9 protein-coding genes and 1 pseudogene are annotated in these 16,292 nt (G+C 64.6%); 6 read left to right on the top strand and 4 right to left on the bottom strand.

Features of this window, described 5'->3' with window-relative positions:
- Positions 1–60: 60 nt before the first annotated feature.
- Both FQ746_RS35580 and FQ746_RS07950 read right to left on the bottom strand, forming a co-directional pair.
- Positions 61–1,599, bottom strand: a pseudogene (locus tag FQ746_RS35580) (DNA translocase FtsK); the annotation flags it as partial.
- Between the two features lie 2,536 nt (positions 1,600–4,135).
- Positions 4,136–4,684 (bottom strand): META domain-containing protein, encoded by a 549-nt coding sequence (locus tag FQ746_RS07950; protein WP_144108391.1) that lies wholly within the window; start codon positions 4,682–4,684, stop codon positions 4,136–4,138.
- 201 nt (positions 4,685–4,885) lie between these two features.
- Between FQ746_RS07950 and purT the strand changes: the two genes are divergently transcribed.
- The 5 genes from purT (at position 4,886) to FQ746_RS07920 (ending at position 10,407) form a co-directional block, all read left to right on the top strand.
- Entirely contained in the window at positions 4,886–6,100 is a 1,215-nt protein-coding gene (purT, locus tag FQ746_RS07945) for a formate-dependent phosphoribosylglycinamide formyltransferase (protein ID WP_144108390.1), read from the top strand.
- Positions 6,101–6,166: 66 nt separating this feature from the next.
- The gene (locus FQ746_RS07940; protein ID WP_144108389.1) at positions 6,167–6,394 is read left to right on the top strand and encodes a DUF6726 family protein; all 228 of its coding nucleotides are present in this window, start codon (positions 6,167–6,169) and stop codon (positions 6,392–6,394) included.
- Between the two features lie 40 nt (positions 6,395–6,434).
- Positions 6,435–6,803 (top strand): MliC family protein, encoded by a 369-nt coding sequence (locus FQ746_RS07935; RefSeq protein WP_144108388.1) that lies wholly within the window; start codon positions 6,435–6,437, stop codon positions 6,801–6,803.
- A gap of 174 nt (positions 6,804–6,977) precedes the next feature.
- A complete protein-coding gene (locus FQ746_RS07930) occupies positions 6,978–8,630 on the top strand; it encodes an acetolactate synthase large subunit (protein WP_144108387.1) in 1,653 nt (550 codons plus the stop codon).
- Positions 8,631–8,922: 292 nt separating this feature from the next.
- Positions 8,923–10,407, top strand: a complete 1,485-nt coding sequence (locus tag FQ746_RS07920; RefSeq protein ID WP_144108386.1) for a DEAD/DEAH box helicase — start codon at positions 8,923–8,925, stop codon at positions 10,405–10,407.
- A gap of 82 nt (positions 10,408–10,489) precedes the next feature.
- On the opposite strand, the gene gluQRS is transcribed toward FQ746_RS07920, so the two are convergent.
- Positions 10,490–11,383: a tRNA glutamyl-Q(34) synthetase GluQRS gene (gluQRS, locus tag FQ746_RS07915; protein WP_144108385.1), complete on the bottom strand. Its 894-nt coding sequence runs from the start codon at positions 11,381–11,383 to the stop codon at positions 10,490–10,492.
- A 203-nt stretch (positions 11,384–11,586) separates the two neighbouring features.
- The gene (locus FQ746_RS07910; protein WP_144108384.1) at positions 11,587–12,450 is read right to left on the bottom strand and encodes a sulfurtransferase; all 864 of its coding nucleotides are present in this window, start codon (positions 12,448–12,450) and stop codon (positions 11,587–11,589) included.
- A gap of 193 nt (positions 12,451–12,643) precedes the next feature.
- Between FQ746_RS07910 and dnaE the strand changes: the two genes are divergently transcribed.
- Entirely contained in the window at positions 12,644–16,231 is a 3,588-nt protein-coding gene (gene dnaE, locus FQ746_RS07905) for a DNA polymerase III subunit alpha (protein ID WP_144108383.1), read from the top strand.
- Positions 16,232–16,292: the final 61 nt, after the last annotated feature.

Genomic DNA, 16,292 nt, shown 5'->3' with positions numbered 1-16,292 from the left:
CGATGCGCCATTCCGATGCGCCATTCCGATGCGTCATTCCGATGCCGGCACGCCGGTCGCTTATTCTGCCGGTCCAGGTGCCAGCACTTCGCGACTGCCGTTGATGCCCATTGCCGAGACGAGGCCGGCCGTTTCCATCTGCTCGACGAGCCGCGCCGCGCGGTTATAGCCGATGCGCAACTGCCGCTGCACCGACGAGATCGACGCCCGCCGCGTGCGCACCACGAAGGCCACCGCCTCGTCGTAGAGCGGGTCGGCTTCGGCCTCCGGCGAATCTCCGAACAGATCCTGCGCTGCACCGCCGTCCGTGGCCGGGCCGTCGAGAATCCCTTCCTCGTACTGCGGCTCGCCGAACTGCTTCAGATATTCGACGATGCGATGCACCTCTTCGTCGGCGACGAACGCGCCGTGCACCCGTTGCGGATAACCGGTGCCCGGCGGCAGGAACAGCATGTCGCCCTGACCGAGCAGCGATTCGGCGCCCATCTGGTCGAGGATCGTGCGCGAGTCGATTTTCGACGACACCTGAAAGGCCACGCGAGTCGGAATGTTCGCCTTGATGAGGCCGGTAATCACGTCCACCGAGGGCCGCTGCGTCGCGAGAATCAGATGGATGCCGGCGGCGCGCGCCTTTTGCGCGAGCCGCGCGATCAACTCTTCGATCTTCTTGCCTGCGACCATCATCAGGTCGGCCAGTTCGTCGATTACCACCACGATGAGCGGCAGCGGCGCGAGCGGTTCGGGTGCGTCCGGCGTGAGCGAGAACGGGTTGCCGAGTTTCTTGCCGCGCGCTTCGGTATCGCGGATTTTCTGGTTGAAGCCGGCGAGGTTGCGCACCCCGACCGCGGACATCAGGCGGTAGCGCTTTTCCATTTCGCCGACACACCAGTTCAGCGCGTTGGCCGCGAGTTTCATGTCGGTGACGACCGGCGCCAGCAGATGCGGAATGCCTTCATAGACCGACAACTCCAGCATTTTCGGGTCGATCATGATGAGCCGCACTTCTTCGGGCGTCGCCTTGAACAGCAGCGAGCAGATCATCGCGTTGATCGCCACCGACTTGCCCGATCCGGTCGTGCCCGCCACCAGCATGTGCGGCGCTTTGGCGAGGTCGGCGACCACAGGATGCCCGGTGATGTCCTTGCCCATGGCCAGCGTCAGTTGCGAATGCGAGTTCTGATAGACGCTGGCTTCGAGAATCTCGGACAGGCGGATGGTTTGCCGCTTGGCGTTCGGCAATTCGAGACCCATGCAGGTCTTGCCAGGAATCGTTTCGACCACGCGGATGGAAGTCAGACCCAAGCCGCGCGACAGATCCTTCATCAGACCGACGATCTGACTGCCGCGCACGCCGAGCGCCGGCTCGATTTCGAAGCGCGTGATGACCGGGCCGGCCGAATGACCGACCACGGTGACGGGCACCTTGAATTCCTGCAGGCGTTGCTCGATGAGCAGGCCGGTCTCGATCAGCTTTTCCTCGGAGACGGGTTCGACATCGGTGTCGGCGAGCGCCAGCAGATCGAGGGTCGGGAGTTCGACCATCGATGCCGCCGGCGCATGGAATTCGAAGCCGTTAGTCGGACCGTGGCCGCGCAGCGGCGCGCGCTCGGCGATGGCCGGCGCGGGTGGCGGGGCCGGGAAGTCGAGCGGGGGAAGCGCTTCGGGTTGCGGGAAGGAGTCTGGGGGTGGTGGGGTGTCCAGTGTGTTGGGTGTGCTCGGCGTGCTGGGCGTGCTGGGCGCGCTCGGCGTCTCGTTATAGACGGGCAGGGCGGCTGGTTCGGTGATCGTCGGGATCGTGCTTGCCGTGGGCGTGCTTGCCGTGGGCGCGTCGAAGTGGCTCGGCGTTGCAGGCGCACTCAGCGTGCTGGTCGACGGTGCCTGGTTCGGGACGGGCCATGGAGTGACCGATGTTGCTGCGGACGGCAGATGATCGGCTGGTTCGTCGATCGGCGGCGTGCCTGGCATCCCTGCGCTCGCAGGTGTTTCGATCGATGCTGCTGCGACAGCCGGTAGCTCGGCTTCACTCACGGTCGCATCTGCGGTTGTGTTTGCGTCCGCATCCAGGTTCGCATCTGCGATCGCATCTGCGACCGCATCGGGTTGCATGTCGCTGGCTTGCAACTGCGCGGCGAAGCTCTGGAACGGCGTAGGCGTGACCGTCGGCGCTACCGGTGCGACGAATTGCGGAACCGGTGTCGGCAACGGCAACGGCGCAGGCACGGCGACCGGGGCAGACTCGGTGACCGGCGCTTCGATCGGCCAGTGCGCGACAGGATCTTCGCTCGGTAACAGCGTGTCCGACTGCACGTCGTGGTGCGCGCGATCCTGGATGTCGATCGGCTGTGCCGTCGTCGTGTCGATCGGTGCGGCTTCAGCCGTTGCAGGGGGATCGACGGGCAGGCTTGGAGGCGTGGGCGCCTCCCGCCATGGGGCCACCGCTATCGTTTCTCCTAGCGCGGGAAGCGGCGGAGGCGATGCAGTCTCTATCGGCTCAATTTCAAAAGATAACGGTTCGCTCGCGGCAGGCGTCGAGGCCGGCGCGACGGACAAGTCTTCCACAGGCAAGGGCGCAGTTGCGGTCTTTGCACTCTCCGCGCTGCTGCTTCGTGCGAGGCTGACCCCTGCCAGGTCCGTCCAGCGCGCGGCATTTTCCGCAATGCTGCGCAGGGTTTCCTGAACGCTTTCCGGTGGCGAGGCCGTTTGTGTGCCCGTCAGCGGACGGGTGAAGCTGGGCGCCGTCGAAGCCGGGGAGCGAGGCGTCGGTCGAGTGAGGTCGACGCCAGGGGCCGGCGCAGGCGCGGCCGACTGGCGAGGCTGCACGGGACGGCCTGCTGCAATGGGCCGGCTCGCTGTGGCACCGCTTGTTGAGTTGTGTGACGAGGTCTGTGAGGTCGTTATGGGTTGTGCCGCGGTTCGCGCAGCCGCAATGTGCGTGGCTACGCTTGCGGCGTCAGCAGCAGCCGCACCAACGCCAGCAGCGCTAGCGTTACCCGCAGCACCAAGCGCACCAGCAGCAAGCCCGCCCGTGGCAGCCACGGTTCTCTGCTCACCCACCGACCGACGTCCCACCGGCGAAGCGCTGTCGCGTGCCGCGGCTTTCTGCGCCGCGACGCCAGCCGTCGAACCCAGAACGACCGTCGGCGCTCGCGCAGCAGGCGTCGATTCGCGCAACCATCCGGCAGGTGCCACCGGCTCGGTGGGTAGCCAGGCCGGTTTGCCCGCATTGCCTGAATTAGCCGCCGCATTGGCGTTGGTATGCGCATTCGCCCCCACAAACTCCTGCGACGAAGCCTGACGAACCGGTGCGCTAGCACCCGTGCGCAGCACCTGCTCGGCTTGTCCTGCCACGCCGCCGCGCGCTCGGGCATTTCCCGCGCGCCAATCCGCTGCACCGCTGCGCACCGGACGATCCTTGGCCGCCGCCGCCGTCTGGCCGGCCGCCGCTCCCGCCACGCCACCCGCCGATCCGCGCGCATTCGCTGGCGGCCGCCAAACCGTTGGCCGGGCATAACGCCGGTTGCTACCGGGCGCCATCGTGTTGCTGGCGGATGAAACCGGCGAGCCATGCGACGGCAGTCCGTCGTCGGCCCGATGCCGGCGCGCATCCTCGTCGCGTTTGGCGAGCCCGCGCGACAACCCGAGGCCGAACGCGCCGTCGGCCCACACGGCCACGTCGCGCCAGCGAAAGTCGATCAGCCAGGGCAGGCTGATCAGAAACAGCACGAGCGCTGCGAGCGGCGTACCGATGTGTCCCAGCAAACGACCGAATCCCGCCGCAAACGCATGACCGATCGCGCACCAACCGGACGCGCCCACCAGCGATCCTTCCAGCGTGCAACTGGCCACCATCACGCAGACGAAGCCCAGCCACAGGCGGATCGTGCCCGGACCGCGCAAGCCCGCGCCGCCCGGCAGCGCCGATCTGACGAGACGCCACAAAAGAGGAATGAACCAGACGGCCGATGCGCCGAACCAGCCGAAAACTACCGTGTGCATACTAGACATCGACGAATGACGGACACGCGCAAGACGCGATCCGTCGGGTTTAAACCGGCGAAGACCGAGCCTTCGACGGTGGACGCGGGCAAGCTCGCATCCCGGAAACGCGCGGGCCGGCTTGCGTGCCGCGCGAAAGTCATTGGGCGTTGCGCTCGTAGGTCAGCGTGTCGCCGTTATCGAGCACCAGTTGCATCTGCTGAGGCGCGCGCATCTGCACGCCGGTGCGCTCGATGTGAGTGAGGGCCTGCAGGTACGCGCTTTCTATCTGACCGCCCGGAGTCGCGCACGCCATGCGCGTGCCGCCCAGCGTGCCGAAACTCAACTTGCCGTCTTTGAGCGCATAGGAACCCATGTACCGGTTGCAGCCCGAAAAACCGCTGGCGTGCCGCTGGCCTTTTTCGGTGGACAACGTGAGCGTGATAGGCGTCCCGCTGCCGGCAGCCGGAATGGAGGGGATTGGGCGAACCGTGCCGTCCGCCTGCTTCCAGCTGCTGAGCACCCAGCTGGTGTCGTCGAGTAACTGTGTGGCCGCCGGGTTGAACGGATCGGGCGCGGGGGCCGCGGCGTCGGTGTGTTTCGGCATCGCGCAGGCGCTCAATAGCGCGGCGACGCTCAACGCGGCGAAAGCATGGCGCGCGTACGGGATGAAGCGCACAACTCGTGGCGCGGAGGAGTTGTGGAGCATGGCGTCGTTCCTCTTCAAACTGGCGAAGGCGTAAGCGTAACGCACTCCACACGCCGCACGCGAGCGCCGCGACGGGGGGGCTGAATTCCGTCGGGGGGGTGTCGGGGGGTATGGGTGTGCATCGGGGCGTGCATGTTAACATCGTGGTCCACGCAAAACCGCCCCCACCCCCCACTTTCCCCACTTTTATCTGGAGACCCCATGCAGATCGGCCAACGGATCGGCACGCCGCTTTCTGAATCCGCCACGCGCGTCATGCTGCTCGGCGCCGGCGAGCTCGGCAAGGAAGTGATCATCGCGCTGCAACGGCTGGGCGTCGAAGTGATCGCCGTTGACCGTTACCCGCATGCACCAGGTCATCAGGTCGCACATCGTTCGCACGTCATCGACATGACCGACCATGCCGCGCTGCGTGCACTGGTCGAACAGGAACGCCCGCATCTGATCGTCCCCGAAATCGAGGCGATCGCCACCGACGCGCTCGCCGCCATCGAAACCGACGGTCTCGCCGAAGTCATCCCCACCGCGCGCGCCACGCAACTCACCATGAACCGCGAAGGCATTCGCCGGCTCGCCGCCGAGGAGCTCGGTTTGCCGACCTCGCCCTACGCGTTCGCCGACTCGCTCGAAGAACTGCGCGCGGGCATCGCCCAGGTGGGCTACCCGTGCGTCGTGAAGCCGGTCATGTCGTCGTCGGGCAAGGGGCAGTCGGTGCTCAAAAGCGAGGCCGACGTCGAACCTGCGTGGCAATACGCGATGGCGGGCGGCCGCGTGAATCACGGCCGCGTGATCGTCGAAGGCTTTATCGACTTCGATTACGAAATCACCCAGCTCACCGTGCGCGCCATCGACCCGGCGAGCGGCGAGGTCGACACGTATTTCTGCGACCCGATCGGCCATGTGCAGGTGGCGGGCGACTACGTGGAATCCTGGCAACCGCAGCCAATGAGTCCGCTCGCACTGGAGCGCTCGCGTGAAGTCGCCCGCAAGGTGACCGCGGCATTGGGCGGCAGGGGCCTGTTCGGCGTGGAACTTTTCGTGCGCGGCGATGACGTATGGTTCTCGGAAGTGAGCCCGCGTCCGCACGATACCGGGCTCGTCACGTTGAGCTCGCAACGCTTTTCCGAATTCGAACTGCACGCGCGCGCCATTCTCGGTTTGCCGGTCGATACGTCGTTGCGCTCGCCGGGCGCGTCGGCGGTCATTTACGGCGGCCTCGACGAGGCGGGCATCGCGTTCGAAGGCGTGGCCGCCGCGCTCGCTGTGCCGAACGCCGATCTGCGTCTGTTCGGCAAGCCGGAGAGTTTCGTCAAACGCCGCATGGGCGTGGCGCTCGCCACCGGCGAGACGATCGACGAAGCGCGCGGGCGCGCGAAGCAGGCCGCGGCAGCCGTACGGCCGGTGTCGGCGAAATAAGCTGCGCGAACGTCTTGCTCGTCGCAGTCCGTTTTTATTCTGAAGCTGGTTGAAGTCGAGGCTCGTATGCTGCAGCAACCGCAATCCCGCAGGCCCGCGTCGCGCCCGTGGCATCGAAGTCTAAGCCGGCTTGGAGCATTCGGCGTGGCGCTCGCCGTGTATGCCGGCATGACGGGCTGCGGCCTTGCGGCTGCGCCTTGCCGCGTGGCATCGGCGGGGTTGAAGATCGTGCCGCTGGTCGGGCACGTGGCCGCGGCGCCCACCGACGCGTGTGCGAGCGTGATCGATCCATGAGCGGCGCATGCACCGCGTCCCATCCAGAGCGAGGCGTTTCATGAAGAAGTGGCTTTCCGTACTCGTGACCGTCGCCGGTCTCGCCGCGCTGAACGGCAACCTGTGGGCTGCGCCGCTGCGGCTTGCCGAGATCCAGACCAAAAACCGTCAGACCAACAAATACACCTGCGCGACCGGCAAGATTCTCCAGGTGACGTACTGGAACACCGCGAACGGCCAGAGTTTCGCGCTGGTGCCGGTCAAAGGCCAGACGCTGCTGTTCGTCAACACCTTGTCCGGCTCGGGCGCGAAGTATCAGGCGGGCAGCTACACGTGGTGGACCAAAGGCCCGCGCGCCGATCTCTACGATGCAACCGAGGGCGAGAACGCACCGCCCATGTTGTCGGACTGCGTGACGATCGTCCGCTGAGCGGCGTCGTCCGCGCGTCTTTCGACAGGCTTGCCGGAAGCCCGCCAGCGCACGCATATTCCGTTCGGGTAGTAAGCTCTCCCGCACGGGCGGCCATGGCGTCGCCCGCAGCAGCCGTCGGCAAACGTCGGCCGTCTTCGTCTTCGATCGTCCCAGTCATCAAGCGAGGCCTCAATGAAAGCATCGGACCTGTTCGTCAAATCGCTGGAGGCCGAAGGTATCGAGTATGTGTTCGGTATCCCCGGTGAAGAGAATCTCGATCTGCTCGAATCGCTGCGCCGCTCGAAAATCCGTCTCATCCTCACGCGTCACGAACAGGCCGCCGGCTTTATGGCGGCGACCTATGGCCGGCTCACGGGCCGCATCGGCGTCTGTCTGGCCACGCTCGGGCCGGGCGCGACCAACTTCGTGACCGCCGCCGCCTACGCGCAACTCGGCGGCATGCCGATGCTGATGGTGACCGGCCAGAAGCCGATCAAATCCAGCAAGCAGGGGCATTTCCAGATCGTCGACGTGGTGCGGATGATGGAACCGCTCACCAAATACACGCGGCAAATCGTGTCGATCGCCAACATTCCCGCCGCCGTGCGCGAAGCGGTCCGCCAGGCCGAAGAAGAGCGGCCCGGCGCCACGCATCTGGAATTGCCCGAAGACGTCGCCGACGAAGAGGGCGACGGCAAACCGATCCCCAAGAGCTACAGCCGCCGCCCGGTTGCGGAGGAAAAAGCCGTGGCGCACGCGGTGCAGGCCATCACGAAGGCGAGGCATCCGTTGCTGATGATCGGCGCCGGTGGCAATCGCAAGACCACCACCAAGATGCTGCGCGAGTTCGTCGACCAGATCGGCATTCCCTTTTTCACGACGCAGATGGGCAAAGGGGTGATCGACGAATCCCATCCCATGTGGCTCGGCAACGCTACGCTGTCGGACGGCGACTTCGTGCACCGCGCGATCGATCACGCGGATTGCATCATCAACGTCGGCCACGACGTGATCGAAAAGCCGCCGTTCTTCATGCGCAGCGGAGACACGGGCGAGAAGACCGTGATTCACGTGAACTTTCTCGGCGCCGAAGTCGATACCGTGTATTTTCCGCAGATCGAGGTGGTGGGCGACATCGCGAACGCCGTGTGGCAGCTCAAGGAAAGCTTGAAGGAGCGCCAGGAACATTGGGATTTCACGCGCTTCAAGGAGATCAAGGCGCACTTCGAAGCGCATCTGGTGAAGGGCCAGCACGACGACCGGTTTCCGATGTACCCGGTGCGGATCGTCCACGACGTCTACGAGACCACGCCGGTGGACGGCATCGTGTGTCTGGACAACGGCATGTACAAGATCTGGTTCGCGCGCTATTACCGCGCGCACGAACCGAATTCGCTGCTGCTCGACAACGCGCTGGCCTCCATGGGCGCCGGTTTGCCGTCGGCCATCGCGACGAAGATCGTCCATCCCGACCGCAAGGTCATGGCCGTGTGCGGCGACGGCGGCTTCATGATGAATTCTCAGGAACTGGAAACGGCAGTGCGTCTGAAGCTCGATCTGGTAGTGCTGATTCTGCGCGACGATGCGTTCGGCATGATCCGCTGGAAGCAGGAAAACATGAATTTCCCCGATTACGGCATGACGCTGAGCAATCCCGATTTCGTCGCGTATGCGCAAAGTTATGGCGCGAAGGGGCACCGTATCGAGACGGCGGCGGAGTTCGCGCCGTTGCTGCGCGAATGTTTCGCCACGCCTGGCGTGCACGTGATCGACTTGCCGATCGATTATTCGGACAACGAGCGCGTGCTGAACCGGGAGATCAAGCGCCTGAGCGCCCAGTTGTAAGCGGCGGTTAGTCAGCGCTCGGAGGCGACGACGTGCATTTGGGGCCGGTACGGCGAGCCATGACGGGGTCCAAGCAGAAATCGCGCGTATGCGCCATGAGTGTTTTTGCTGAAGTGCTACAATACCGGCCTTTCCGGCGGGTGTTTCCGTCGGCCGGAGCCTGCCGCCATTTCCCGAGTTTCAGATGGGACCCGTGCGGAACGCCGTGGCTCCGCCTTCATCCTGATGCCTTCTGCGGTTCCGACCGTTGCCGCGCGCAACCGCGCCAAGCGCATTTTTAGCGAAAGCCACCATGTCCGACACACCCGTCACACCCGACACGCCCAGCACTGCGAGTTTTGATCAATTCGGCCTCGCGCCCGATATCCTGAGAGCCGTCAAGGAATCGGGCTACACCACGCCGACGCCGATCCAGGCTCAGGCGATTCCCGTCGTGCTGGCTGGCCGCGACGTGATGGGCGCCGCGCAAACCGGTACCGGCAAGACCGCGAGTTTTTCGCTGCCGATCATCCAGCGCCTGCTGCAGCACGCGAGCACGAGCGCTTCGCCGGCCCGCCATCCGGTGCGCGCGCTGATTCTCACGCCGACTCGCGAACTGGCCGACCAGGTCGCCGCGAACGTGCATGCGTATGCCAAGCACACGTCGTTGCGCAGCGCGGTGGTCTTCGGCGGGGTGGACATGAACCCGCAATCCGATCAACTGCGCCGCGGTGTCGAAATTCTGATCGCGACGCCGGGCCGTCTGCTCGACCATGTGCAACAGAAAACCGCCAACCTGGGCCAGGTGCAGATTCTGGTGCTCGACGAAGCCGACCGGATGCTCGACATGGGCTTTCTGCCCGACCTGCAGCGCATCCTGAACCTGTTGCCGAAAGAACGTCAGACGCTGCTGTTCTCGGCCACGTTCTCGGGCGAAATCAAGAAGCTGGCCAATACGTATCTGCGCGATCCGCAGACTATCGAAGTCGCGCGCAGCAATTCGACTGCGACCAACGTCACGCAAATCGTGTTCGAAGTCGCCGAGGGCGACAAGACCGGCGCGGTCGTGCAGCTGATTCGCGAGCGCAGCCTCAAGCAGGTCATCGTGTTCTGCAACAGCAAGATCGGGGCGAGCCGTCTCGCGCGCAGTCTGGAGCGCGACGGCGTGGTCGCCACCGCGATTCACGGCGACCGCTCGCAGAACGAGCGCATGCAGGCACTGGACGCGTTCAAGCGCGGCGAGATCGTGGCGCTGGTCGCGACGGACGTGGCGGCACGCGGGCTGGACATTGCGGAACTGCCCGCGGTGATCAACTTCGATCTGCCGTTCAGCGCGGAAGATTACGTGCACCGGATCGGCCGTACCGGCCGCGCGGGCGCGTCGGGCGATGCGTTGTCGCTGTGCAGCCCGAACGAGAAGAAGCAGCTTGCCGATATCGAAAAGCTGATCAAGCGTCCGCTGGACGTGCAGCGTTTGACGGTGGATGCGCCGCCGCGGCACCACCATGAAGAACGAGCACCGCGCCGCGAGCGTACCGAGGGTCGCGAAACGCGTGACGACCGCTCCGGCCGTCGCCGTTCGGGCCCGGGGTCGTCGGGCTCGTTCGATCGCCCGCATCATCACCGCGCCCCGCCGGTCGACGATTTCTTCCTCAAGCCCTACGAGCCGTCGCCTGCGTCGGTGCGCAAGATCGAAGAGGCCGATGCCGCGTCGGGCGCGCCGCAGAAGTCGTCGTCCAAGCAGCCGCTGGCAGCGTTGCTGGGCGGCTTTGGGATGCCGCGGAAGTCGTCTACCTGAGTTGGCGGGCTTTGCCCTGAGCTGCACAGCCTTGGGCGGCACGGTCTACGGCCCGTTCAGACGCAGAAGCAGACGCAGACGCTCACGCGTTCATCGCCGTCTTTTTCGCCCATGCGGCAATCGCTGCCGCATAAAAATCTTCCAGAGTAGCAGGCGGGCTCCCGCCTGAGTCCAGTCCCAGATGGCGTGCGGCCGCAATGAGCGCCGCGAGCGGCCGAGCCGGATCGAGCGCGGTCGCGCCGTTCTGCTTGCTGAGCTTCTCGCCGTGCTCGTTCACGACGACCGGTACGTGCATATACGCAGGCGTCGCAATGCCGAAGCATTGCTGCAAATAAATCTGCCGCGCCGTCGAATCCAGCAGATCGGCGCCACGCACGATGTGGGTGATGCCCGCCTGCGCATCGTCCATCACCACCGCCAGTTGATACGCCCATTGCTGGTCCGCGCGCTTCAGCACGAAGTCGCCGACCTCGGTGGCGAGATTCTGCGTCTGCACGCCTTGCCAGCGATCCTGAAACGTCACGATGGCGGAGTCGCCATCCGGCACCCGCAGACGCCACGCGCGCGCGGGCTTGCCATGCAGACCGTCTCGGCAGGTGCCCGGGTAGGCGAGGGTGGTGTTGCGGGCGTGCGCCTGCAACAGCGAATCGGCGATTTCCTTGCGGGTGCAGCCACAGGGATAGACCAGACCTGCCTGCTGCAATTGCTCGAACGCCCGCTGATAGAGCGCTTGCGCAGCCGGCTGGCTTTGCCAGACAGGCGGCTCGTCGGCGCGCATGCCGAAGCGCTCGAGCGTGGCCAGAATATCTTCGGCAGCGCCGGGCACGGTGCGTGGCGCGTCAATGTCTTCGATACGCACGAGCCACGCACCCTGGTTCGCGCGCGCGTCGAGCCAACTGGCAAGCGCGCTCACCAGCGAGCCGAAATGCAGCGGGCCCGTGGGAGACGGCGCGAAACGTCCGCGATAGGGGGTCATCGGTCGCTCATTGCGGGTTCGGCGCGGGTTCGGCGCGGGTTCGGCGCGGGTTCGGCGCGGCGCGGGCGGTACACGCAGCACTCGCAGCGACCGCGCGAGCGCACGCTCTGGGCACGCAATGCAAACGCAATGAAACGCAATGAAACGCAATGAAACGCAATGAAACGCAACGGGTACGCGATCGGCACGGTCAGCCCCAAGGGTCACGCGGCGTGCGCGGCCTTGCTGTCCGGATGACAGGCCGGACAGGTCTTGCCCGCCACGTAGAACGGCGATTGCTGTTCTTCGGGCGTCACCACCGCGCGGCAGCCGAAGCATTGCACGGTGGCCGTGGGCTCCAGTTGCGGATTGAGCGCGGTGCGGTAGTCGAATACGAAGCAGTCGCCGTTGTAATGGGCGCCGCCCACTTCCTCGAAATACTTCAGAATGCCGCCTTCGAGTTGATACACGTGGTCGATGCCGACTTCTTTCATGTGGATCGCCGCTTTTTCGCAGCGAATCCCACCCGTGCAGAACGACACCACGGTCTTGCCTTCCAGATCGGCGCGGTTCTGCTCGATCACTGCCGGGAATTCGCTGAATTTCGTAATGCGGTAATCGAGCGCGTTGTCGAAGGTGCCGACATCCACTTCGAACGCATTGCGGGTGTCGAGCATGACCACGGGCCGGCCTTCGTCGTCATGACCGCGGTCCAGCCAGCCTTTCAGCGTGGGGGCGTCGACGAACGGCGCACGGCCCAGTTCCGGCCGGATAGCCGGCTTCTTCATGGTGATGATTTCGCGCTTGAGCTTGACCAGCATGCGGCGGAACGGCTGCTTTTCCGACAGGCTTTCCTTGAATTGCAGCGTGGCGAACTTGCCTTCGAACAGCGCGTCGTGGCGGATGTAATCGATGAAGGCGTCTGCCGCGTCGCGCGAGCCGGCGACGAACAGGTTGATGCCTTCCGGCGCGAGCAGCACGGTGCCGCGCAGACCGAGCGCGTTGCAGCGGTCGGTGACGGGTGCGCGCCATGCGGCGGTGTCTTCGATGGTCGCGAAATGATACGCGGCGAGATTGACGATACTCATAGATGTGGAGCGGTAAGGCGTAACGGGCGAAACCGGCATTATCCCTCAAGCCGGCGTTTTTCCCGACTCGGCCGAATGGCTAAGCCCTTGATCCAGCGCAAAACCGTGTGCCAATTGGGCTACGTCCTGCTGTCCTAAGCCGGATGGCCAATGCACTGGTTTGGCCTGAAAACTCCGGGAGGGTGGAGTTACAATGTCGCCCATGTCAGATCCCCGCTTCGTTCATCTTCGCGTCCACTCCGAATTCTCGATTGCCGACGGCATCGTGCGTCTGGACGACATCGTCAAAGCCGCCGCCAAAGACGGGCAAGGCGCGCTCGCGCTCACCGACCTCGGCAATGCGTTCGGCCTCGTCCGTTTCTATAAAGAAGCCCGCGGCAAGGGCGTGAAGCCAATTGCCGGCTGCGACGTCTGGATCACCAATCCAGACGACCGCGACAAGCCTTCGCGTCTGCTGTTGCTGGTCAGAAACAAGGTCGGCTATCTCAACCTCTGCGAACTGCTGAGCAAAGCCTCGCTCACGAACCAGTACCGCGGCCGCGCGGAAATCGAGGCTGGCTGGCTCGAGTCCGGTTTGGGCGAAGGTTTGCTGGCGTTGTCCGGCGCGCAGCAGGGCGATGTCGGGCTCGCCCTCGCGGCCGGCAACGAAGAGGCCGCGCGGCGCAACGCGCAGCGGTGGGCGACGGTCTTTCCGGGTGGCTTCTATATCGAGTTGCAGCGCTGCGGGCAGCCGGGCGGCGAGCAGTACGTGCAGCAGGCCGTTGCGCTGGCGGCGGCGCTCAGATTGCCGGTGGTCGCAACCCACCCGATGCAGTTCATGACGCCGGACGACTTCACTGCGCACGAAGCGCGCGTGTGTATTTCCGAAGGCGATATTCTTGCGAATCCGCGCCGCTCCAAACGCTTCACGTCGGAACAGTATTTCCGCACGCAGGACGAGATGGCGGCGGCGTTCGCCGACATTCCATCGGCGCTCGCCAATTCGGTCGAAATCGCCAAGCGTTGCAACCTCACGCTCGAACTCGGCAAGCCCAAACTGCCGCTCTTTCCGACACCCGACGGCATGTCGCTCGACGACTACCTCGTTCAACTGTCGAAAGAGGGGCTCGAAAAACGTCTCGAGCAGTTGTATCCGCTCGAGTCCGAGCGCGACGCGCAACGCGAAACGTACTACCAGCGGCTCGAATTCGAGTGCGGCACCATCATCAAGATGGGCTTTCCCGGCTACTTCCTGATCGTCGCGGACTTCATCAACTGGGCCAAGAACAATGGCGTGCCGGTCGGGCCGGGCCGGGGTTCGGGCGCGGGCTCGCTGGTCGCGTATGCGCTCGGCGTAACCGACCTCGATCCGTTGCGCTACAACCTGCTGTTCGAACGTTTCCTGAATCCTGACCGCGTGTCGATGCCCGACTTCGACATCGACTTCTGTCAGCAAGGGCGCGACCGCGTCATCCAGTACGTGAAGGAGAAGTACGGCGCCGACGCGGTATCGCAAATCGCGACGTTCGGCACGATGGCCGCGAAAGCGGCGGTGCGCGACATCGGCCGGGTGCTCGATCTCGGCTACATGTTCACGGACGGCATTGCCAAGCTGATTCCGTTCAAGCCGGGCAAGCACGTCACGATTGCCGACGCAATGAAGGAAGAACCGCTGCTGCAGGAGCGCTTCGACAACGAAGACGAAGTGCACCAGTTGCTCGAACTCGCACAGCGCGTGGAGGGCCTCACGCGTAACGTCGGCATGCACGCCGGCGGCGTGCTGATCGCGCCGGGCAAGCTGACCGACTTCTGTCCGCTCTATACGCAAGGCGACGAAAGCGGCGTGGTGAGCCAGTACGACAAGGACGACGTGGAGGCGGTCGGCCTCGTGAAGTTCGACTTTTTGGGCTTGACCACACTCACCATTCTCGACTGGGCGGAGCGCTATATCCGCCGGCTCGATCCGTCGAAACAGGACTGGTCGCTCGCTCAGGTGCCGCTCGACGACCCGGCGTCGTTCTCGATTCTCAAGAAAGCGAACACGGTCGCCGTGTTCCAGCTAGAAAGCCGCGGCATGCAGGGCATGCTGAAAGACGCGCAGCCCGACCGCTTCGAGGACATCATCGCGCTGGTGGCGTTGTATCGTCCGGGCCCAATGGATCTGATCCCGAGCTTCTGTGCGCGTAAGCACGGGCGCGAAGTGGTCGAGTATCCCGACCCGCGCGTCGAATCTGTTCTGAAAGAGACCTACGGCATCATGGTCTACCAGGAGCAGGTGATGCAGATGGCGCAGATCATCGGCGGCTACTCGCTGGGCGGCGCCGACTTGCTGCGCCGCGCGATGGGTAAGAAGAAGGCCGAAGAAATGGCCGAGCATCGCGAACTGTTCCGCCAGGGCGCCGCGAAGAACGGCCTGACCGGCGAGAAAGCCGACGAAATTTTCGACTTGATGGAGAAGTTCGCGGGCTACGGCTTCAACAAGTCGCACGCGGCCGCGTATGCGCTGCTCGCGTATCACACCGCGTGGCTCAAGGCGCATCATCCGGCGGAATTCATGGCGGCGAATATGTCGCTCGCCATGGACGATACGGACAAGGTCAAGATCCTGTTCGAAGACTGCCTGACGAACAGGATGTCGGTGTTGCCGCCGGACGTGAATCTGTCGGCCTACCGTTTCGAACCGGTCGCGGAAGCGGACGGCAAGCGCTCGAAAACCATCCGCTACGGTCTGGGCGCGATCAAGGGCAGCGGTCAGAACGCAATTGAAGAAATCCTGCGCGCACGTGAAGAAGGCCCGTTCATCGATATTTTCGACTTCTGCAACCGGGTCGACCGTCGCATCGTCAATCGCCGGACGGTCGAAGCGTTGATCCGTGCCGGCGCGTTCGACAGCCTGCACGCCAATCGCGCGCAACTCATCGCATCGGTGTCGCTGGCTATGGAAGCCGCCGAACAGGCGAGCGCGAATGCCATGCAGGCAGGCCTGTTCGACATGGGCGACGCACCGTCGCAAGGTCACGAACTGGTCGACGAGCCGGAATGGGCCGAGAAAAAGAAGTTGCAGGAAGAGAAGGCGGCGCTCGGCTTCTATCTGTCGGGCCATCTTTTCGATGCCTATAAAACCGAAGTGCGCCGCTTCGTGCGCCAGAAAATCGGCGAGTTAAAAGAGGGGCGCGACAAGCTCGTGGCTGGCGTCATCGCGTCGCTGCGCACGCAGATGACCCAGCGCGGCAAGATGCTGATTGCGCTGCTCGACGACGGCACCGGCCAGTGCGAAGTGACTGTCTTCAACGAGACCTTCGAAGCCAACAAGCCGCTGTTCAAGGAAGACGAACTGCTGGTCGTGCAAGGCTCGGCGCGTAACGACGCATTTACGGGCGGCATTCGCTTCACGGTCGACACGGTCATGGACCTGGGTCGCGCGCGCTGTCGCTATGCGGAGGCCGTGAAAGTCCAGATGAACGGCAATGCGGATGCGCTCGCGTTGCGGCGTGTGCTCGAAGCCCACAGCGCGGGCAAGGACGAACCGGCGCCGGTGGCCGCGCCGCCCGCTGCTTCACGCGGCGGCGGCAACGGCGGCGGAGGTGGCCGGAACGGCGGCGGATACGGTGGCGGGGACAACGGCCGCCAACGTCAGGCGGTGCAAATTCCGAACGGGCTCGCGGTTCAGGTGGTGTACCGCAGCGAAAATGCCGAGGGCGAAATGCGCCTGGGCGACGCCTGGCGCGTCAAACCGACCGACGAACTACTCGCGGCATTGCGCGGAGAATTCGCGGGAAGCTCGATCGAAATCGTGTATTGATGCGGCAAGGGCGAGCCTGAGGTTGCCCCTCAATCGCCCCTTCATTCGCCCCTTCATTCGC

Source organism: Paraburkholderia sp. BCC1886, assembly GCF_900996245.1.
In the GTDB taxonomy this organism is placed as follows: domain Bacteria; phylum Pseudomonadota; class Gammaproteobacteria; order Burkholderiales; family Burkholderiaceae; genus Paraburkholderia.
Note: the sequence above shows the minus strand (reverse complement) of the source record. Positions and strands in the feature narration are given on the sequence as shown.

Coding starts and splice junctions, on each gene's coding strand:
- dnaE (WP_144108383.1), top strand. CDS start 12,644: ATGTCGCCCATGTCAGATCCCCGCTTCGTTCATCTTCGCGTCCACTCC.
- FQ746_RS07950 (WP_144108391.1), bottom strand. CDS start 4,684: ATGCTCCACAACTCCTCCGCGCCACGAGTTGTGCGCTTCATCCCGTAC.
- FQ746_RS07940 (WP_144108389.1), top strand. CDS start 6,167: ATGCTGCAGCAACCGCAATCCCGCAGGCCCGCGTCGCGCCCGTGGCAT.
- FQ746_RS07930 (WP_144108387.1), top strand. CDS start 6,978: ATGAAAGCATCGGACCTGTTCGTCAAATCGCTGGAGGCCGAAGGTATC.
- FQ746_RS07935 (WP_144108388.1), top strand. CDS start 6,435: ATGAAGAAGTGGCTTTCCGTACTCGTGACCGTCGCCGGTCTCGCCGCG.
- FQ746_RS07910 (WP_144108384.1), bottom strand. CDS start 12,450: ATGAGTATCGTCAATCTCGCCGCGTATCATTTCGCGACCATCGAAGAC.
- gluQRS (WP_144108385.1), bottom strand. CDS start 11,383: ATGACCCCCTATCGCGGACGTTTCGCGCCGTCTCCCACGGGCCCGCTG.
- FQ746_RS07920 (WP_144108386.1), top strand. CDS start 8,923: ATGTCCGACACACCCGTCACACCCGACACGCCCAGCACTGCGAGTTTT.
- purT (WP_144108390.1), top strand. CDS start 4,886: ATGCAGATCGGCCAACGGATCGGCACGCCGCTTTCTGAATCCGCCACG.